The following is a 19,032-nucleotide window of genomic DNA, read 5'->3' on the forward strand; positions in this document are numbered from 1 at the left end:
CGCGCATTCGCCGGCGTCGGCGACCAGCGTCCCCTTCACCAACTCCCGGGTCTGTTCCTTGATCCGGATGTTGATGACCCGGCTGCCGGTGGCGATCTCGCGGAAGTTCCTCATTGTCTTGGCCTTTCGTAGGTGGTGCCTTGGTTGTGACACCAATGTAGCATCCCTACGGATTCTTACGCAACCCGTGGGATGCTACCCTCTACGACGTGCACAAATACCTCTCCGTCCGCCAGATCGCCGAACGACACAACATCCCCTACGGCAGCATCAAATCCATGGTCGCCCGCCGAATCGCAGGACAAGACAACGGATTCCCCCTACCCGACGCCCAAATCGGCGAACACGACGGCACCGGCGGCCGCGGCCTCACCTACGGCTGGAAACCGGCCACCATCGACACTTGGCACGCCACCTACCAACCCGGCCACTCCCGCACCCGCACCGCGAAATAGGGTGTTGAAATATGCCAGTTTTCATGCCGGCAGCGCGATTTATACCTGTGTCATCCGCCCTCAAGCGGACGAAGCGGCCCTCTCAGCCTTTGATCTTGGCCCGTAGCTCGCCCTTTTCGCGCGACCACCGCTCACGTGCCGCGGCGAAGAAGTCGTCTTCCAATTGCAGTTCATCGTAGGTCGGCAACGGCATATCGCCGCCGTGCTCATACTCCTGCAATTGAACGGGATCCAGGTGCGGGTACTCCGAGTAGAACTGCCGAGACAACTCTTGCGCCTCCAGTTCCTGTCGGCGCATCAGGTCCTCCATACGTGGATCCAGTTCGCTCACCGCGACGCACCTCCCGACAGCTTCTTGACGCCATACCAATTGGATCCGAGCATAACCTGTGCACCAAGGTCCGGTGTTCCCTGAGTGCGTAACCCGGCGATCTCACGTGGCGTTGGCAGCTCGTCGATCGGGCGGACAGCTCCCCCGTCTGTCAGACGTTCCAGCATCGCGTCAATCGCCTCACGGTCCTCACGTGTGGTCGCTTGGAATCGCACATAGTGCAGGCGGCCAACGATGTTGTCGATCGATTTATCCAGTTTGTTCTTGTCCCACCTGAAATCCTGGCGAGCCCACGTGTACCCGCCGTTCTCAGCCGCCGCGAACACTTCAATCCGATCTACGCCCGACCGCTGGTAGTACCGCTCCAGCCGAGGGGCGAAAGCGGTGGCAAACCCGCGGCCCTCGTGGTCGTCTGACTCCTCGTTGAGGTACATGCCGGCGTTGTCCACGACCAGGCGCCCGTCGTCATCCCGACTGAAGATCCTCTCGATCGGTCCGGCCTTCTCTCGGCGGCCATCCACGACCCGCGAGATCGTCCCCCGCATCACAATCTGGTCAGCACCCGGCTCGACCTCGTGGAAGTCGACGATGAACTCGCCGTCGCCGCGTCGGCCTCTTGACCTCACACGCCCTGACAAGTCACGCGCCAGGCGCCGAGATGCCACCCCGTACCGTTCGTGGCCCGCTTTGTACTCGTCGAGAACCGTGCCCAAGTCGTCGGCGAACCGCGGGTCAAGATCACGCTTGTCGATCGGCGTCGAACGGTACGCGGCGCGGTCCCGCTCGAAGTCGCCGCCGCCTGTCGTAGCGCGACCAGCAGGTGGCTTGCGTGGTGGTCCCGTGCCGGACGCTTTCGACCGGCGCCGCCTGCCACCTTTTTCGGCCGCCGCGTCAAGATCCACATAATCATCGCCGGAACCATCACCTCTCCGGCGTGGTGTCTTCCGTTTCAGCTCGGGAGGAAGTGCCGTGTAGCCGTACTTGCCGAGCAGCTCGACCGCATCCTCACGAGTGCGAGCTGCCTGATAGATCGCCTCCGGCATCAGCCGAGGCATCGGTGTTCCCTCCATCCGCATGCGTTTGCCCGCCCACCCCCTCTTGGTGGTGGCCTCCGTCGTCGTCGGCAACACCTGCGCGCGCGGCCGACCACGCCGGATCGCCGCCAGCTCGTCGTTCGTCAACCGGCCGGAGGCGAAACTCAGGCCCGCACCGCGCCGGGCGTTCACCACCTGCGCCGGGTCCGCGCCGTCCCGGATCGCCTGCGCGCCGGCGGCCGTGAACTCCCGGTCCTGCTCGGACTGGCTCAGCGACTCGAAATACGATCGGGCATCGACCGTGCGGTCCTCCAGATCCGACGCCCGAGCGGCGATATGCCTGCAGTCGCACCTCGGATGCCTGTCGAAGGCGTCCCTGGACCCGTACACGCGGCCGGCGAGGATCGCGCACCGCGAGCACGACGACCCGACCAGCATCCGCGTATACCCGACACCAGGCCGCGAGATGATCCCCAACCCCGTCGCAACCCGCGAGGTATCGGCGATCACGGTCTGAGCTCGCGTCGTCAACGCCGCCAAACCCGCATTCACCCAGCCGTCGCGGATCGACGCCAGGTTCACTTCCGGCGCCCGCGCGATCGCCCGCCGCGCCGAGATCACCGACCCGTACAACAACGAATCCAATGCCCGGCCATCACCGGCCACCCCGACCAACGGCGACGGGTCGACGTCGACGTCGGGGGAGATGTCGCCACCCTGCTCGTCGAGCACCGCCCCGACGTAGTCCAGGCCCTGACCGGCTGCCTCAGTCTGCGCCGCGGTGAGCGTGGCGACCATGTCGTCGACGTTCGCCGCGAACCACGCATCGAAATCGTCCGGGGCCCGATCGCCCCAGATCGCCGCCAGCACCCGCAACGCACGAGCCTGCAAGGCACGCTGTTCGGTGTAGAACTGGCGTGCCTGCTCCGGAATCATCTACCGGCGCGGCCGATCCCGCCCGATACATCGTCACCGGAAAGGTCGGTGGTGAACTGCTCGAGCATCCGCGCACCGAACGCGTCCGCAGCCTCGTCCTGCTGCATCTGCATCCAGTTTTCGAGCTTGGCCGGCGTCGCACCGGGCAGCATGTCGAACGCAGCCTTACGTGGGAACCCGGCCGACACGAGCTTCACGACGCCGTCGACGGTCTGCGCGAACGACCGCGGCTCGGTGTCAGCCCAATCGATCGTCCGGTTCCTCGGCTCCTGGCCGCGCGCGACGTCGGTCAGACGCAGCACCTTCCGCATCCCCGAGACCACCTCACGCTTGAGCTCGGCCACCAGCGAGGTCAGCGTCGACTCGGCACCCGAGAGCGCATCCCCGGACAAGTTCGCCATCCGATCCAGCGCGTACTGCGGCGGTACCTGAGCCTTGCTGAACAGATCAGTCAGGAACGCCTTGTACACCGAGATGTACCGGTCCAGATTCGACTCCGCGAGGTCGAACACCTTCGTGTCCGCGCCGGGGAACACCAGCATCCGATCCACCGAGGCACGCCCGGCCTGCCGCAACTGCGGCACCGGCTGCCCATCCGGACCGATCACCACCTCACCGCCCTCATCCCGCACGTACACGACCTCACCCGCCGCGTCCCGCATCACCGGGTCATACCCGACCACCACCCGCTGCCGGTACGCAGAGAACTGCATCGCCAGCAACGTGTTGAAGCGGATCGTGTTGATCGCATCCTGCAACGCCTCCAGGTCGTCGACCGGCGAGCGAGGGACGTTGTCGGCGTCGACCTGGTGACCGAACTGCACGAACGGAATATCGCCGAGACCATGGTCGGTTTCACGCACCAACTCCCACGCACCGGGCCCGGCATGCCCGGCCCGCTCGAACCGATGACACGTGGTGTCGGTGTACAGCACCGCGATCGTCTTCGCACCGGTCACATCCACGGCCGATGGCACCCACAGCGCCGAGGCAGGCCGGGCGGTCTCGGTCCACATCTTCACCGCGAACGCCGGCGTGAACGGGTCCTCCGGCGAGGGATGCAGATACACCCGGCGCGCCGACTCCACCGACACCTTCGCACCAGCGCCGGCCTTCGACACCGACAACACGCCCCGTCCGTGCGTCATCATCGACTCGTACACGATCCGCTGACGGGTCTCCAGGTCGTTGGTCACCCAGACGTGTTGCCACACATCCGGATCGGTCTTGCCGGTGTCGGCGAAACTGAGCGACTCGGCATCCATCCGCTGCACCGGAGCATTGAGCGCCGGCCGAATCCAGTTCGCCAGCGCCTGCCGCCGCAGCTCCAGATATTCGACCGACACCCCCGGCGGCGCGTACGGCAACCGCTGATCCCCGTCGAAGTAGCCCTGCCGATGATCGAACAGCGCAGCGCGCGACTCGATCTCAGCCACACCGATCCGCAACCGATCCTGCACGCTATCGACCATCGCCACTTTGTCCTTGTCCTAGTTGAATCCGTACATCACATCCGAGATCCGGTCCTTCGGCCCGGTATCCCAGCCGCCGTCGACACTCGACGCATCACCGGCGGCCTCCCACGCCAGCACCGACGCGATCGCCGTGTCGATCTTGCGGTGATGCTCCCCGGCCGGCTTGCCGAGCGTGTACCGCTGCGAGTTCCGCGCCACCTTGCGCGCATTGCCCATGTGCACAGTCGTGATCGGACACCCGTCGTGCGTCAACCGGCCCGTCCGCAGATCGGTCTCCATCCGCACCAGCGCCTCGTACATCGGCTTGTCCCGGTTCGTCGGCCACTCCACGACCCGCTCCTCGCCATACTTGCGCGACCACGCCCCGATCTCGGAATACCAGCCCTGCGGATCGGCGTACATGCGCGCCACCCGCCACCGGGTGAACACCTCGTCGACCGCGGCGTCGACCTCGGCCCGCGGGATCTGGCCACCCCACTCGGCCGGATCCCAGATCGTCGGCCGACGATCAGGCCCGTACCGCGGCGTGAACAACCGGCCGCCGCGCGTCACACACTTGAGCGCGGTCCAGTCCTCGTACTCGGACCCGTCAAACCCCGCCGTGATCTGCGTGCCGCGAGGCGGATTGGGCAGCCACACCATCTCAGCCGGTGCGGGCATACGCCGACTCCCACAGCCCTTCCTCCAGCCACGCCCCGACACCGGTCACCAGACGGTTGCCGAAGAACCGTTCGGCCTGCGCCGGGTCGGTCTCCATCAAGTCGTTGACCTCGGCCTCGATCGACGCGATCGTCACCCACGGACAGTCGGCGTACACGTGCTGCAAGATCTTGCGCCGGTCCCGGCGATTGCCCCACGACAATTCCTTCGGTGGCTGCCGGAAAAACTTGAACACGTCTTTCGCACGAGATTCCCACGTGCGCTGGGCATCTGAGTTTGACGACGGGTCCCACGCATTCGTTGTCGCCATCGTCCGCCCGTCCATGCCGGCCGCGCCGCGGCGCTGCGTCTGCGCGACACCGAGCAGCTTGTTCTCCTTCGTGTACAGCCCGTCCTCGTCATGGATCACGAACGAGACCGGGTTACCCAGCCGCGACGAGGCCGACGCCGTCACGATGTCGATCCGGTTGTCCTCACCCGGCAACCGGATGAACCCCTCACGGATCAGCATCAGATCGGCCAGCGGTCCCATCTTGATCATCGACCGCAGCGGCCGGTACACGTTGTCGACCTGGTCCTCGCTGGTGGCGGTCAACTGGATCAGCGGCGTCGGATTCGGCATCCCCATCGGGTCACCCGGCTCGTACTCGTACTCGAACCCACACCCACACCCCCAGTCCGAGCACGCATACCCATCACCAGGTTCGGCCCACCCCGCGAACAACGCCGGCCCGACCGCCTCGGTCGCCACGACCGTCGCCGACCACGGCCCCTTGCCCGACTTCTGCGGACCCACGATCAACGACCGACGATAGGTGAAGGCCTGCGCGCGCATCGGCTTACGTGGCTGCCAGCGCGCCGAGGACCGCACCCGGTAATGGTTTGCGGTGCACCAGAACTGCCAGTCCGCCATCACGAACGGCTCGCCCTGATCGAACCCGTCCGGGACACAACAATGCGCCCGCACCCATGGGTCCTGGACGTCGGCGAGCGTCGGGAAATCAACAATCCACGATTCATCCATCGGGCAGCGCCCGCATCCGCTTCCCGCCGCCGTTCGTGCGCGCCGCACGCCGGCCCACCGCACGCTGCCGCTCCTGCGTCACCTCATGCACCGCGGCATCATCGGCGACGATCAGCCAGCCGTTCTCCTTGAGCCCGGCCGGCGTCATCCCGATCTGATCGGCCAGACGCTGCGCCGCGGTGATCGTCGCCGCCGTCGCCTCGGGGTCCTCGGCCCGCACCATCCACCGCACATACATCGCGATCGACCGCCAGCGCCACGACTCCCGAATCCACTGCGCTGCTTGCGGAGTCCGCCACACCCCGGCCCACACCACACCCTCACGCTCGACCGCATCAGGCAGCAGCTCCGACAACGGCGGGAAGTCGCCGGCGTACCCGCCGACCGGCAGCCGCAACGCACGCAGATCCCGGGCATCCGACCGCGCCGAGTACATACTCGGGTGCGGCCCCGACCGCGACCGCGCACCACCGTGGCCGGCCATCAGACAACCTCACGCAGAACGAGGACCGCAGCAACCGGCACCCAGCCGCCGGCATACCGGCCGGCCACCCGCGTCTCCTCTCGGATGTGCAACATCCCATCCCAGATACCCGGCTTGAGTCCCGCACCGTCGCCGTCGCGGGCAACGTACTCGACGTCCACCTCAGTCGACGAGCCAGCGGTCAGCAGCAGCCGGCACCGCACCCACTTCGCCATCACCGCACCACCTGCAACCGACCCTCGTACATGACGAGCATCGCCGGTGATATCGAAATCATCGCTCCGCCTTCGGTTTCCATCACCACTCGCACGCCGGTAGCCTGCACCTCCAGAGTCAGCGTGGCTTCGGGGAAGACCGACTCGGGGAACCGGAACCTCGTCCCGTTCCGCAGCCCCAGCAACCGAACATCCATCAGCCTGACCTCTCGTCATCAGCCTTCGGCCGGCCTCTCACCGGACGTCTTGAACCCTCCGCACCATCGAGAGCCCTCCCCCGAGCCAGGCCTCTTCGCGCCGCGGCGGGGCCACCCCCCACCCCTTCGCACGAACGTTCGACCTCGCGGCGCATCGCGGCCGTCGTCCGCGTGCCCTTGCGCGAGTTGCACGCCCGGCACAGCACCTGCAACCGGCCATCCCACCGACCGCCGGCCTGCAACTCGTGCACGTGATCAGCGGTCAGGTCCGACGAGGCATGCGCCGGCACCTCGAACCCCGGACACCAGTCACCGAACCGCCGGCGATGCCTGGCCACCACCGCCGCACGCCGGTGACGATCCCGATCCTGAGATCGTTTCGTCGGCGTCGTCGACGACAACCACCGATTGCGTTGCGCCTGATGGTCGGGACACCGAGCGCCGGCCTGCACCCGGCCGCATCCCGGCTCTGCGCACACACGCAGCCGCGCGCGCATCAGTCGTCCCCGTCCACTCGGTCGTACGGGCCCGCGGCGCAGATGTCGACCGCACACGCCAGCAGCCCACGAGTGGTGTACGTCGGGGTGTCCGGCTGCACCAGGAACACACCACTGGTGTTGTCCACCAGGTCAACGACACCAGCCACGACGATGAAATCAGTAATGATGTCATTCGCTCCGAGGTTCAAATCCTCACGACAGACCGCTTCGATCGCCGACCGCAACGCGGCCATTCGCTGCTCATCCATGCCGACCACCGCCGACACCGAGCCGGACCACCAAGCAGGGAAGGGATGGATTCGTTCGGCGGCGACCAGCGAGGACGAGCAGCACGTGCCAGACTCCGGGCACGCAGCAGCCAACGCGCTCAGGATACCTGTGCATAACCCGCGACAGCCAGGTCACGACCGCGGCCCCAAGAATCCGATCCGAACTGATCTCGTTCTGATTCGATCCAATCTCATCTGATCTCATCCGATCTGATCTGATCCGGATTGATCTCGTTTCGATTCGACTACACAACACCGGGCGCACCGCCGTTCGCGATCATCTTCGGGAACCACAGCGCCGGCGTGCAATCGGGATGCTCGGACCAGATCATCGCCATCGGCAACAACCCCGCCGCGACCGGCTGATCAGTCGGGGACCCGTCGAGGTACGCGGCCACCTGCATCGCCATCGCACGCAGCACGTCGACGATCCGGCACACCTGGTCATACCCCAACGGCTCACCCGCCACCGCAGACCTCGCCGCCTCATCCAGCCGCGCCTCCACGAACTCAATGATGTTCACCCTCAACGTCCTTCCGGAGACTTCAATCGTTTGGCCAACCACTCCCACTCACGGGTGTTCCACGCCGGATGCCCATGCCATCGCATCCCGCAATCACGAGACGGGGGAGTGCAATTCGCGCCGTGACACACAATCAACGGGCCCGGACCGCCATCGGCGACGAGGCTCACCGCATCCAGAGGACGTGAGAAGTCCAGCTCGTCCGGGTAATGGACCCGCAACGTCGGCTCACCCACACCGCGGGCCGTCAACCCCTCACACCACGGGCAGATCCCCGCGAGATCCTGACCCGACCGCACATCACCGAGCAGCCGAGCCGCGGCGTCCGGTGTCGCACCGATGATCCGCTCACACCACGGCGCCAACGGATCATCCTCGTCGACGGTGCGCAGATGCGCCTGCGGCAGCAACGCCGCCGACATCCGCAACCACGGACGCACATCGAACTGAGGCGACCACGCAGGCCGCCACACGCACGCCTGCCACGGCACCACGAACAACACCTCGTTCGCGATCCGCACCGCCGCCGTCTGGATCTCGGCGAGCACATCAAGCACCGACACACACGCCGGCGTCGGGCGGGGCACACCACGATGCCCCATCGCCTCCAGCTGCTCGGCCGACAACACCGACCGCCGACGATCGTGCTGCGCCCACCGCGCCTGAGTCCCAGTCACCTTCATCGACACCAGGAACGGCCACGCCGCATCCAGATACACCAGATCCCGACGCACATCCCGCAACTTCGCCGCCAACCGCCTGCGCGCAAGATCGGCGTCATCCTCAACAAGAACCGTCACACTCTCACGTCTCCTCACTTCGACCACGACGACGAGACCTCCGACCACGACCACCACGCGACCGAGCAGCAGAAGCCCCCTGCGAACCTTCCGAACGATCAACAACCACCGACCCGACCCGACCCGACCCGACCAGAGACGACAGATCCTGGACCGCATCGATCTGTCCGGATCTGTCCGGATCAGCCAGATCCGGACAGATTCCGGACAGATCGGGAACGGGATCGGTTGACGCAGAACAAAGACCAGGCGGGGACAGGTCATGTCCGGCCTGGTCGTCAGCCGGTGCGGCAGGGGAGCCTACGGCAGTCCGCGCACACTCCGCCCCGGGCGCTTCCGGACAGTTGGCCGGCGCAGCGGGTGCCGAGGGTGCGGACTCATCCGCGACGCGCGTCGACTCAGGACCACGATCAGAGGGTTCGGCAGGGGCGCCTACGGCTGCCGCCTTACTCCGCCGGGTCCGGCTGGATGCCGGCCCGGTCTGATCTGTCGGTCCTGATCCGCTGGGCCGATCGATGCGCGGCGGCTGGGTGCCGTCGACGCGTCTGCCCGGGATCACATACGTGGGGGACGCATCCGGGACCGGTAGGCCCTGGCTGATCCTCCATTTGTTCTCCGTCAACCACTTCACCGAGAACCGCGAGAAATGCGGGTCAGCGGGTGGGTCAAGCAACTGGGTCACCCCGGGTGGGAACTCCCCAGCTTGGCGAGCGCCATTGCAGGACTTGCAGCACACGAGATACGTGTCAACCGTGGCCGCTTCGCCCGGGATCAGATGATCATATGTTCCGGCTCTCCCGGACTTACGATCATAATTCCAATCCACAATGGCACCACACCACCGGCAACCGTCACCATCTCGGAGACGCACCGGCACAATCAGATTCGGACGATTCGCATCAGCCTTCCGTTGCCGTTCCCAATCGAGTTCCGCCTTGAGTCGCAAATGTAGAAACTCGGGATCGTCATCCACGAGTTTGAACGCAATCACAGTTCCGGCCTCGTCGAATACCTCGGTCATCAACTCGGCAAATACGCACACCTGGGTCAGCAACTCCCAGCGTGACATTCCGCCAACGATCTTTGCCGTTCCGAGCGTGACAACGTAATCCGTTGAATGCAGCCCGGATTGGGCTGCGCACCTGGACACGAACCCGGCTACCTCATTCAGCAGCCGGTCATCACACTCGGGATGGTCCAGCACCTCCAGGAAACGAGGGTGCATCGCCGAGCCATCGCCCCACCGCACCCAAGCCACCAGATACGCCTTCCGCTGAACACCAAAGCACCACAACCACACTCACGTAGAACGACCGGGGGACCACGGGCAAGGCAACACAGCGTGCCAGTCACCGCCGACGGCCTCCACGCCGCCGACGAGGCTGGTCAGGTTCCTCCTGCACAGCGGCACGACCCGACACCAACTCCAGATCCACCCGCTGACCCGAGTACGCAGCCACGGCCGCAGCACGAGCAGCCGCGGCCCGGGCGCGGAACGCCGCATGCGTACGGTCCGGATCAGGCCGGCCATGCTCACAATCCGCGCACACCACAAAATGCGCATTCACCTGCGCCTGACACCGCACACACCGAGGCATCATGGCCGCAGGACCTCGTAGGTCACCCGCACGTCATCAGGCAACGGATCCAGCCTGATCGACGCACCCGGCCCGAAACGCTCGGCCGGCACCACCCACACCTTCCGGCCCTCGTCATCGATGTGGGAGAACCGCAACCGGATCGGCACCCACGGCGACAACACACCTTTGACCCGATCACCGGTGTCCGGATCGATGACGTACGTCGGCAACGAGCACGCCGCACCATGACGAGCCCACGCCGCCGGCGCGGTCCCCGTCACGACTCCAGCTCCAGCAACTGCAACGCCATCACCGCGGCATCGGCACGCAACAGATACAGATCACGGACCGACTCCGACAGATCAGACCACTTCTTATCGTGATGATCGGTGATCTGAATAGCCTGCGCGACCGCCAGCACCTGCGCAGAATGCCGACGAGCATTCGTCTCCCGGGCCTCGATCTCCTCCTCCAGCGACTCCGCCGCCGCGAAGAAATCACCCGCGCAATAGCACGCGGCACGGCCGTCGAGATCGACCAGCAGCATCCCCGCCCACCGCACATGCACCGGATCACCCGCATCCGGCTCCGGCAACTCGGCGCCGACGAGCTCGCGAGCCTCCTCGAGCGTCGGTGCCGGCCGCACCGGCACAAACCGGTCCGGCATACTCGCGGCGGTGACGAAGTTGAACTGGCTACCCGACAACTCAACGACGGTGTAGCCGGTTTTGTCGGGCAGGGCGTACGCGATGTCGCCGATATCGGGGTCCTGAAAGACACTGACATGCTGGGTCATTGGTCACCCTCCTGTGTGGTGATGATGTGGGTCAACGCCTCGCCGAGACGCTCGACCGGGTAGAGCACTTCACGGGCGTGCAACCCGCCCGGGGCCGGGCCGACGATGCCGAGCGCTTCCAACTCGTCGAGCAGCCGATACGCCCGAGCGAGCGGAATGTTCAGGACCCGCTGTAGTTGAGCGGCGGCACCGAACTGGGTTTCGATCACCTTCTGAGCTGCATCCAGCAACAACTGATTCGTATCCGGCAACAGGCTCGGCGGGTCCAGGTCCGCGTCTGAGTTCGGACCCGGGGCATCTCCCGATCCCGGTTCGCCCGGTGCGAGTAGCGCCCCTGACGCGGTGCGCAGATCGAACGGCGCCCTACCGGCCTTACCATCGCCGGTGGTGTCGGCAGGTGGTTTCGGTGTCGGTGCGGGTCCGAGCTCGGCGAGAGCATCGTCGACGCGGTCGGCCGGCCACAGCACCTTGCGTGCCTCCAACGAGCACGACGCGACATCGGAGCCGTGGGCCACGATCCGGACTCCGGCGAGCTGATCGAGCAGCCACGCCGCGTCCTTGGCCCGCACACCGAACCGCGCCGCCAACGACGCCGGGTCAGCGAACTGCAACCGCACCACCCGCGCACACACCGACCGCAACAACAGATCGGTGTCGGCATTGTTCAGATTGCGTTCCATCGGTTCAACGGGCAGCGGGATCTGATCGGGCTCGCCACGATCAGGCAAACACGCCGACCACGACGCCATATCACCGGTGAACGACGAATCGCCCTCAGGCAACACCACCGGCGACAGGCAGCCGACGAACGAATCACCCACCGCGATCGTCACCAACCCCCGACGATCTACCGGCGAGGTGCGGAACAGTTTCGCGTGCGCCAACGCCGTCGGCGTCGAATACGCCTTCTGCGCCTTCCCGAACCGCGCAAGGTACTCCATGTTCGCGCCGAACTCGGTGTGCGGCCAAGCGATCTGCGTGCGCAACTTCGATGCCACCAACATCCGCACATCCGGAAAACCCTGCTCCGGCGGCAACGGCACCACATCCACCGACCGCCGAGCATCGGTCCCCTCGAACAGGCCCGTCGCGTCGGTGACCGTCAACTGCAACTCCGGACCATCAGCACCGACCGCACCAGCACGCGTTTTGTCCAGCAACGACACCCGGACCTGCCACTGAGGGAAATCGGTCACCGATTCCCGCACGGCCTTGTGCACCTGCAAGATCGACATCAGATCATCGGCGGTCAGATCGATCACCCCGTGAGCGGGGAACGTTTGCGACCACACCGACACCCGCGCCAACCCCGCGGTGAACCGGTCCGTCGCGCCGATGATCAGGTGCTCGGGATCGATCCACATCCGGGCCCGCATCAACACCGGAATCTGCTCATCCCGGCTGATGTGCGGCAACACCGAGATCAACGCACGCCGCAGATCAGCGGTCCCGACCTGAGCGTCGACCACCGTCACCGGCACGCTGACCACCGCCTACACGCTGCCGCCACCCGAATGGCCACCAGCCCCACGATCAGCGTCACGAGCTCGACGACGCCGACGACCGCCCCGAACACCCGCCGGCGCATCGTCGACGGGGACATCGGCACCGAGCAACGCCCGCTGACCAGGACCAGGTGCCCGCGACGCGGCGCCGACATCGTTGGCGAACCACCGATACAACTGCTCACGCCGGCGCGGCGAGAGCGAATGCCACCACCTGTCAGCATCCACATCACGCATCCTCGCCGGCGTCGTCGAGCGCCGCGAGCAGCTCGTCACGGTAGGCGACCTCACTGCTGGAGAGCACATGCCCGCACTGCTCCAACAGATCCACGTAGCCAACGACCACCTTCATCTCCGACACAGACATCCACTGCGCCGACTCGGCTCTGTTCACGTGCCGATCTGCGGCCTGCAAGATCATGAACGCGTGCACGCACAGCAACGACGACGCCGACGCATGCCCGAGCACCCAATCAAGCACCCGACCCGAATCATTGCCCTGACCAGAGTCCTCAATCGGCAGGAACGGCAACAGATCCGGTCGCGCCAGCACTGCGCCGGCATCGAGCGCACCGAACGCGAACTCGGCGAACGCCTGCGCCGTCTCCAACGACGCCGTCGTGATCTGCTCGGCGATCCACCGGCGGCGGACCGCCGTCGCCGCCAGACGCTGCTCATCAGCCGAGTGCTGCGCCGCCAACTCCGTCTCCTGGGCCTCGGTGCGCTGGCGGTCGCGGTCGGCGCGCTCACGCTCGGCCACGGCGCCGGGATACTGCGGCGGACCATCACCCGGGACACGACCAGCATCAGTGTCCGCATCGCCGGCCCGGTCCACATCGCCGGCCGGGTCCTCGTCGACGGGGTCCGAGTCCGAGTCAGCGTCCGGGGTGACGGGATCATCGAACTCATCACCGGCCACCCACACCATCAGCACCGCATCAGTCCTAATGCTGCCCACCGTCAGCAGCGACCGCGGATCGGCGTTCGGCGACACCCGCACGAACGCCACCGAATCCTCGGCCGTCGCCAACTGCTCATCAGCACCAGAACGGCAATGCCAATTCGTCTCCACCGCCAGATGCACCCGGCCACCGAACCGGTCATCAGCCTGCCTGGTGGCGGCCACCAGATCCGGCCACGTCCCCGACGCGATACCCAGCTTCTTCGCCGACGCCCTGACCTTCGCGATCTTCGCCCGAGCATCCCGACGCGCAGCCACCAACCACTTCGTCGTTGCCCAGTCCCGCGTCCCGAGCGCCTTCGTCAGATCCCGCACGTCGAGCTCGTTGGTGTCGGCGGCGATGAACTCGGCATCGGCCAGAGTCACCGGCACCTCAGGATTGAGAGCGTCGATCCGCGCCTTCACCGGCGGCGGCAGCGCGGCGATCTTCCGCCGGCGTCGTACCTTCTGCAGCGACCACCCCAACTCGGCCGCCGCATCCTTATCGGTGAGCCCGAGATCAAGCAGGCCCTGCACACCGTCGGCCTCCTCGAGCGGATCCAGATCCGCCCGCTGAGTGTTCTCGGTCAGCATCAGGACCCGCTGGGCGACCTCGTCGAGATCCCGCCGGATCAGACACGGCACCGACTCGACCTTCGCGATCTGCGCCGCGGCGTGCCGGCGATGCCCGGCCAGGATCACCCACCGATCCGGCACACCATTGGGCTGCACGATCAGCGGCTCATGCACACCTGAGGACTTGATCGAGGCCGCCAACTCGGCCACATCGCCGACCGAGCGCCGCACATTGTGTGCATGCGGCACAAGCGAATCGGTCGGCAGCAGCCGGAACTCCACATCCGCGGGAACGAACTCACCGGTCAACGTCTCCACCACCGTGGTGGACTTCTTGGAAGTCATATGTTTCACAACCCTTTTCGGAGTTTCTTAGATTTGAGAGGGGTTCCGTCAGGCCGAAGGATCTGCAACCCTTCGGGTTTCGGATTCCGCGGCTTCTGCGCGGCACACGTCCGCGAATGCAACGTGAACAACTTGGTGTCCGTCCCGTCCGCATGCGCCGCGGCGACCTCGTCATCGGTGAGGACCTGCCCGTACGTCACCGGCCGACGCGACACCGGATCGATCGTGTTGACCTGCCGCACATATCCATTCGGGTCCGGCGACCAGTCCACACACAGCACTGTGTCGCGTTTGGTGTTCGGCCACCACCGCACCGGCAGATCACACCACCGACAACGGGCAGGCTCACGACGAGGACGAGGACGCGACATCGCAGCGACTATCCGTGCACCACGGCGGGGTCCTTGCGGCGCACCACTTCCCGCAACAACTCCACTCCACCGGGCAGCTCGACGATCATCCACGCATACACCTGCTGCGGATACAACACCGCCAACCGTTGCCGCTGATCGGTCGGCGCGCACTCGATCACCTGATGCACAGCCGCCTCGAACGGCGACGGCGCGAACCGCCGCAACGCCCGCGGATCAGCCGGGTCCGGCCAATGCCGGCCTATCAGCATCCACAGCACCTGACCGGCCACCTCGAACGGCACATCCCACCCCCACGCAGGGTCCGGGATCTCCGCCGCCGCGATCACCGACGTCGACAACGCCGCCCGCCTCACGACACCACCACCCCACCGAGCGTGCCGATCAACTGCCTCCGCTGCTCCTCGTCGAGCATGCACGGTGCCCACACACCATCGGTGTTGATGACCGTGATCTGGGTGCGCAGGCCGCGGCGCACCACACACAGCTCGGCACCGTTGGTGCGGTGGCAGTGCGAGACGAGATCCAAGTCCCCGGCCAACCGCTCATCGACCTCAGCGCGGCGCGTCACGACCGGGCCCCTTGCGACGGGATGATGTAGCAGCCGACCGCGGTGACGTTCTCGTCCCACACCATCCGCACCGACCCCCGCCAGATCTCACACTTGAGTGGCACACCCACCCGTCGAGAAGCCACACGCATATACCCGGCGAACGGTGTTGTGTACGTTCGGCATTGCCACCCGGTACCACCCATCGGCCCATCGATCCGCGAGGGACCACCAGAGGGCGAACCGAAGTTCTGCGACACATTCTCGGCCCCCGGGGCGCACGCCACCTGCCGATACGGCAACGGCGCGGCCGGTGCGGCCGGCGCGAACAACACCACCACCACCACCACCGAGATGACCGCCACGGCGGCCGCCCACACCCGCCGGGTCATCGCTGCACCCCCGACTTGCGATGCAGATCAGCCTTCGGGCACGTCACATGATGCGACAAATACCGCGGCCCATCATCGTCTTCGAGCGTCGGCGCCGACGACACCCGCGCCAACAACCCCCGACCCGACGCATCCGGCTCGACGAACACATTCCCGAACGCGGCCGGCTCCGCATCCACCGGCATCGACTTCCCACCATCGGTGGTGCACCACAAGATCGACGCACCACAGGACCGGCACCGATTCCGGGCCCGATCCCACGCCGACGGCGGCGTCGAGTTGACCCGGATGTTCCTCGTCGGTTCCGGCATCCGCGTCAGGATGTCGTTGAGCACCGTCGCCACCGCCAGCACCGCATGCACCTGCGCGACCGTCGCCACCGTCAACGGATCCTCATCGGCCGTACTATCGGACGTGTAGACCTTCGCCAGCAGCGCCGCGGCCTGCTGATAGTGCTCCTCAGCCGTACTCATCGCACACCGCCGGCCTGCTCGCCGCGACGATGCCGGCCCCCGGTCAGCGACTCGTGCCCGTACCGGTGCGGCAGCACCCGCAACGGACACGACGCCGACACCACCCGCGACACCGGATCATGCAACACCCACCCGTCATCAGCCAGGACCCGACCGTCGTCCAACAGCCGGTCCACCTCAGCATCCAGACCGGCCCCCAGCTCGACGGCACGCTGGGCCACACGCTGGGCGCGGCGATGGACCCGGTCCACGACCCACACCACCAACGTCGCCACCGCCAGCACCGCGAGGAAACACAACGCCAGCAACTCCAGGAACCCCGAACCGAGCCAGGGCGTACTATCGAACATCAGAATCTCCAATCGATTCGCAGATCCCGCCGACGGCCAAGGTCGGCGGGATCACCTTCTTCTTGGTCGAACAACTCACCGAGCACGGCACCGAGCGCATCAAGCGCCCGCCACACCCGCACCCACACGTCCTCACCCACCGGCAAAGACACCGACGATGACGCCCCGACCGCGACATCGACACCACCGACCCCCGAAGGGTCTGGACACGCCAGGGGCCCAGCCGACACCACCCCGCTGGCAGCAGCGACACGCGGCACCTCGGTGCCGTCCGCCCCTGACATGTCCACACCCCGCCGAGCCGCCAGCCCAGCAGCAAACGCAGCCGACGCGGCATTCGCACGATCGAAATGAGAGAACAGCCAATCCAGATCGCGGCCCATCACGCCCCCGGCCCGGATGACGGTCCGACAGCCCCCGCGGAGGCCTCCTCGCCGCATCCAGCGGACGGGGACTGTCGGACCCAACCCCTACGCTGCAACCACCGACGTGACACAGGAATCACGCCGGTTCCATAACGGGTGCCAGCCCGTGCAACGTAGGGGAGCTTTTCAATGGAGTGGGGCAGTCTCGCGGCCTGGGTGGCAGCGGCGTTATCTACCGGTTTTGCAGCCTTCTCATGGTGGGAAGCCAACAAGTCGAAGAGCTCGCGCGAGCGCGCCGAGACCGCGCAGATCCGTGCAGAATCACAAGTCGGCGCTCTGCGGACGCTCGCACAGCTCGAGCAAGTGCAGGTTGATCGACTACCCGAATGGGAGATCCGGACACACTCACACCCGGCACACACGTACGTTCTCCGCAATGTGACAGGCGATGCCGCGCTAAACGTTCGAGTGCCCGAGACCGACAGTCGCGGCGAACCGTCAATGCAGTACGTTGCCGAGTTCGAGCGCATCGAGCACCGCGACGAGGTCGTCGTCAGATTCGCCCGCACGTTCGGCGGCGGTGCAGACTTCTGGATCACCTGGGACCACCCCAATCACGGTCCACGGCGCGTCGTTCTCGTTCCGCCTCCCGCCATTCGCGCCGATCCTCGACGAACTTGAGCGCGCCGACCACCAACGCGACAAGCGCAAATCCAATCAGGCTCCCGATCAGGAACTCAGCCATCACGCCACCGCCGTATCAGCCGAACCACGGAACACGGCCAGCGTCGGCGGCAAGGCACCTACGATCCGAGGGTGAACAATCCTCTTTTCGAGTACTTCCCCATGTCTGGACACCGCGCAGTCATCAACTACAACGGCCTCGAGTTCTCGGTGAACGCCGAGATCGCCGAGGACTTGATGGAAGTCATGCACTGCATTGACGCCGTCTTCGACGGCCGTCACTTTTTCCGGATACCGGCCGACAGCGGCGAGTATGTGCAGCTCTGGGTAACCGCAGGCATACCGATCGCCATGACCTTTCCACCCGAGTACGAACTCGGTCATCTGCCTCGCAGCTACGTCGAGACGTTCGTTCGCATGTCGCAGTAGGGCCATCACGCACCCGCCTTCACGGCACGCTCGCTGAGCAGCTGGTCGATCGTCGTACCTAGCGCCGACGCGACGGTCTCCAGTTCGTCGACGCCAAACGAGACGGAACCGACGACTCGACGAGAGATGTATTGCTGCGACCGACCCAGCCTTCGGGCAAGCTCGACCTGAGACACGCCTGCCCTGGCCATCTCGGCGCGTACATTGCCAGCTACACGCTCAGCTAATGATTGGTGCATGGCGACATATCTACGCGCTCAGCGCTTAGTCGTCAAGCCATGACATGGATCACGCGTTGATCTATTGGTTACTCGTCCATCTTGCATTCACACGCTCAGCGCGTAAACTCCTGCTCATGACGACATTGATGGTGATCGACGGAGATCGGGACGAGACCCGATCTGAAGCCGTCGCCCGACGACTGCGCAGCGAGCTCGCACAGCGGCGGATCTCCGTGAGCGAGGTCGCGAGACGCATCGGAATGACTCAGGGCGCACTCTCGCGGCGCATGACTGGCCACGTCGAGTTCGGTATTGACCTGATCGGGCAGATCTGTGACGAGACGGGAATCTCGTTCATGTACGTCACGACCGGCCTGAAAAAAGCACCCCCGACCGGACCTGACGGCCCAACCGGGGGTGATGAGTGCGCCCGTAGGGATTCGAACCCCAAACCTTCTGATCCGTAGTCAGATGCTCTATCCGTTGAGCTACGGGCGCGTGCTATTCAGTTGTCGTCGCAGTCTTACGACCGTGACGTGGCGGAGGCGAGA

The 19,032-nt window shown here is 65.7% G+C and carries 29 protein-coding genes and 1 tRNA gene; 4 read left to right on the plus strand and 26 right to left on the minus strand.

The window, feature by feature from the left end; genetic code table 11:
- Positions 1-209 precede the first annotated feature (209 nt).
- Complete coding sequence (locus KDB67_RS14330; RefSeq protein WP_291016843.1) at positions 210-455, plus strand: hypothetical protein; 246 nt, start codon at positions 210-212, stop codon at positions 453-455.
- A gap of 82 nt (positions 456-537) precedes the next feature.
- On the opposite strand, the gene KDB67_RS14335 is transcribed toward KDB67_RS14330, so the two are convergent.
- From KDB67_RS14335 to KDB67_RS14450, 24 genes are all read right to left on the minus strand, one after another.
- Complete coding sequence (locus KDB67_RS14335) at positions 538-786, minus strand: hypothetical protein (protein ID WP_291016846.1); 249 nt, start codon at positions 784-786, stop codon at positions 538-540.
- Positions 783-2,756: a hypothetical protein gene (locus KDB67_RS14340; RefSeq protein ID WP_291016848.1), complete on the minus strand. Its 1,974-nt coding sequence runs from the start codon at positions 2,754-2,756 to the stop codon at positions 783-785. Before KDB67_RS14340 ends, KDB67_RS14335 begins: the two co-directional genes overlap by 4 nt.
- Positions 2,753-4,228 carry a phage portal protein gene (locus tag KDB67_RS14345; protein ID WP_291016850.1) on the minus strand — a complete coding sequence of 492 codons (1,476 nt, stop codon included), beginning with the start codon at positions 4,226-4,228 and terminating at the stop codon, positions 2,753-2,755. Before KDB67_RS14345 ends, KDB67_RS14340 begins: the two co-directional genes overlap by 4 nt.
- An 18-nt stretch (positions 4,229-4,246) precedes the next feature.
- A complete protein-coding gene (locus KDB67_RS14350; RefSeq protein ID WP_291016852.1) occupies positions 4,247-4,891 on the minus strand; it encodes a terminase in 645 nt (214 codons plus the stop codon).
- Positions 4,875-5,915: a terminase gene (locus KDB67_RS14355; protein WP_291016855.1), complete on the minus strand. Its 1,041-nt coding sequence runs from the start codon at positions 5,913-5,915 to the stop codon at positions 4,875-4,877. The genes KDB67_RS14350 and KDB67_RS14355 overlap by 17 nt, the downstream gene beginning before the upstream one ends.
- Positions 5,908-6,399 carry a hypothetical protein gene (locus KDB67_RS14360; protein ID WP_291016857.1) on the minus strand — a complete coding sequence of 164 codons (492 nt, stop codon included), beginning with the start codon at positions 6,397-6,399 and terminating at the stop codon, positions 5,908-5,910. Before KDB67_RS14360 ends, KDB67_RS14355 begins: the two co-directional genes overlap by 8 nt.
- Positions 6,399-6,614 carry a hypothetical protein gene (locus tag KDB67_RS14365; RefSeq protein ID WP_291016860.1) on the minus strand — a complete coding sequence of 72 codons (216 nt, stop codon included), beginning with the start codon at positions 6,612-6,614 and terminating at the stop codon, positions 6,399-6,401. The genes KDB67_RS14360 and KDB67_RS14365 overlap by 1 nt, the downstream gene beginning before the upstream one ends.
- Complete coding sequence (locus KDB67_RS14370; RefSeq protein ID WP_291016861.1) at positions 6,614-6,811, minus strand: hypothetical protein; 198 nt, start codon at positions 6,809-6,811, stop codon at positions 6,614-6,616. The genes KDB67_RS14365 and KDB67_RS14370 overlap by 1 nt, the downstream gene beginning before the upstream one ends.
- Complete coding sequence (locus tag KDB67_RS14375) at positions 6,811-7,308, minus strand: HNH endonuclease (protein WP_291016863.1); 498 nt, start codon at positions 7,306-7,308, stop codon at positions 6,811-6,813. The genes KDB67_RS14370 and KDB67_RS14375 overlap by 1 nt, the downstream gene beginning before the upstream one ends.
- Positions 7,308-7,559: a hypothetical protein gene (locus KDB67_RS14380; RefSeq protein ID WP_291016866.1), complete on the minus strand. Its 252-nt coding sequence runs from the start codon at positions 7,557-7,559 to the stop codon at positions 7,308-7,310. The genes KDB67_RS14375 and KDB67_RS14380 overlap by 1 nt, the downstream gene beginning before the upstream one ends.
- A gap of 266 nt (positions 7,560-7,825) precedes the next feature.
- Positions 7,826-8,104 carry a hypothetical protein gene (locus KDB67_RS14385; RefSeq protein ID WP_291016869.1) on the minus strand — a complete coding sequence of 93 codons (279 nt, stop codon included), beginning with the start codon at positions 8,102-8,104 and terminating at the stop codon, positions 7,826-7,828.
- A gap of 2 nt (positions 8,105-8,106) precedes the next feature.
- Positions 8,107-8,904 carry a hypothetical protein gene (locus tag KDB67_RS14390; RefSeq protein ID WP_291016872.1) on the minus strand — a complete coding sequence of 266 codons (798 nt, stop codon included), beginning with the start codon at positions 8,902-8,904 and terminating at the stop codon, positions 8,107-8,109.
- A 1,597-nt stretch (positions 8,905-10,501) separates the two neighbouring features.
- On the minus strand, positions 10,502-10,765 hold the full coding sequence (locus KDB67_RS14395; RefSeq protein ID WP_291016875.1) for a hypothetical protein: 264 nt from the start codon (positions 10,763-10,765) through the stop codon (positions 10,502-10,504).
- Complete coding sequence (locus KDB67_RS14400) at positions 10,762-11,280, minus strand: hypothetical protein (RefSeq protein WP_291016878.1); 519 nt, start codon at positions 11,278-11,280, stop codon at positions 10,762-10,764. Before KDB67_RS14400 ends, KDB67_RS14395 begins: the two co-directional genes overlap by 4 nt.
- Positions 11,277-12,770, minus strand: coding sequence for a DNA translocase FtsK (locus tag KDB67_RS14405; protein ID WP_291016881.1), 1,494 nt, complete (start codon positions 12,768-12,770; stop codon positions 11,277-11,279). The genes KDB67_RS14400 and KDB67_RS14405 overlap by 4 nt, the downstream gene beginning before the upstream one ends.
- Entirely contained in the window at positions 12,752-12,940 is a 189-nt protein-coding gene (locus KDB67_RS14410) for a hypothetical protein (RefSeq protein WP_291016884.1), read from the minus strand. The genes KDB67_RS14405 and KDB67_RS14410 overlap by 19 nt, the downstream gene beginning before the upstream one ends.
- 74 nt (positions 12,941-13,014) lie before the next feature.
- Positions 13,015-14,646 carry a ParB/RepB/Spo0J family partition protein gene (locus tag KDB67_RS14415; protein WP_291016887.1) on the minus strand — a complete coding sequence of 544 codons (1,632 nt, stop codon included), beginning with the start codon at positions 14,644-14,646 and terminating at the stop codon, positions 13,015-13,017.
- Positions 14,647-14,651: 5 nt separating this feature from the next.
- Positions 14,652-14,918, minus strand: a complete 267-nt coding sequence (locus KDB67_RS14420) for a hypothetical protein (RefSeq protein WP_291016890.1) — start codon at positions 14,916-14,918, stop codon at positions 14,652-14,654.
- Positions 14,919-15,025: 107 nt separating this feature from the next.
- A complete protein-coding gene (locus tag KDB67_RS14425; RefSeq protein ID WP_291016892.1) occupies positions 15,026-15,373 on the minus strand; it encodes a hypothetical protein in 348 nt (115 codons plus the stop codon).
- On the minus strand, positions 15,370-15,588 hold the full coding sequence (locus tag KDB67_RS14430; RefSeq protein ID WP_291016894.1) for a hypothetical protein: 219 nt from the start codon (positions 15,586-15,588) through the stop codon (positions 15,370-15,372). Before KDB67_RS14430 ends, KDB67_RS14425 begins: the two co-directional genes overlap by 4 nt.
- Positions 15,585-15,959 (minus strand): hypothetical protein, encoded by a 375-nt coding sequence (locus KDB67_RS14435; RefSeq protein WP_291016897.1) that lies wholly within the window; start codon positions 15,957-15,959, stop codon positions 15,585-15,587. Before KDB67_RS14435 ends, KDB67_RS14430 begins: the two co-directional genes overlap by 4 nt.
- On the minus strand, positions 15,956-16,432 hold the full coding sequence (locus KDB67_RS14440; RefSeq protein WP_291016899.1) for a hypothetical protein: 477 nt from the start codon (positions 16,430-16,432) through the stop codon (positions 15,956-15,958). The genes KDB67_RS14435 and KDB67_RS14440 overlap by 4 nt, the downstream gene beginning before the upstream one ends.
- Positions 16,429-16,782, minus strand: coding sequence for a hypothetical protein (locus KDB67_RS14445; protein WP_291016901.1), 354 nt, complete (start codon positions 16,780-16,782; stop codon positions 16,429-16,431). The genes KDB67_RS14440 and KDB67_RS14445 overlap by 4 nt, the downstream gene beginning before the upstream one ends.
- Positions 16,782-17,066: a hypothetical protein gene (locus tag KDB67_RS14450; RefSeq protein ID WP_291016904.1), complete on the minus strand. Its 285-nt coding sequence runs from the start codon at positions 17,064-17,066 to the stop codon at positions 16,782-16,784. The genes KDB67_RS14445 and KDB67_RS14450 overlap by 1 nt, the downstream gene beginning before the upstream one ends.
- A 270-nt stretch (positions 17,067-17,336) precedes the next feature.
- Between KDB67_RS14450 and KDB67_RS14455 the strand changes: the two genes are divergently transcribed.
- Positions 17,337-17,828 carry a hypothetical protein gene (locus KDB67_RS14455; protein WP_291016906.1) on the plus strand — a complete coding sequence of 164 codons (492 nt, stop codon included), beginning with the start codon at positions 17,337-17,339 and terminating at the stop codon, positions 17,826-17,828.
- A 135-nt stretch (positions 17,829-17,963) separates the two neighbouring features.
- Positions 17,964-18,260 carry a hypothetical protein gene (locus KDB67_RS14460; protein WP_291016908.1) on the plus strand — a complete coding sequence of 99 codons (297 nt, stop codon included), beginning with the start codon at positions 17,964-17,966 and terminating at the stop codon, positions 18,258-18,260.
- Positions 18,261-18,265: 5 nt separating this feature from the next.
- Here KDB67_RS14460 and KDB67_RS14465 read toward each other — a convergent pair whose 3' ends face one another.
- Positions 18,266-18,451 carry a helix-turn-helix transcriptional regulator gene (locus tag KDB67_RS14465; RefSeq protein WP_291016909.1) on the minus strand — a complete coding sequence of 62 codons (186 nt, stop codon included), beginning with the start codon at positions 18,449-18,451 and terminating at the stop codon, positions 18,266-18,268.
- Positions 18,452-18,627: 176 nt separating this feature from the next.
- Between KDB67_RS14465 and KDB67_RS14470 the strand changes: the two genes are divergently transcribed.
- Positions 18,628-18,948, plus strand: a complete 321-nt coding sequence (locus tag KDB67_RS14470) for a helix-turn-helix transcriptional regulator (RefSeq protein ID WP_291016911.1) — start codon at positions 18,628-18,630, stop codon at positions 18,946-18,948.
- Here KDB67_RS14470 and KDB67_RS14475 read toward each other — a convergent pair.
- Positions 18,907-18,979, minus strand: a tRNA-Arg gene (locus KDB67_RS14475). The genes KDB67_RS14470 and KDB67_RS14475 overlap by 42 nt on opposite strands.
- Positions 18,980-19,032: the final 53 nt, after the last annotated feature.

It is taken from the genome of Gordonia sp. (in: high G+C Gram-positive bacteria) (genome assembly GCF_020438995.1).
Lineage (GTDB): Bacteria > Actinomycetota > Actinomycetes > Mycobacteriales > Mycobacteriaceae > Gordonia.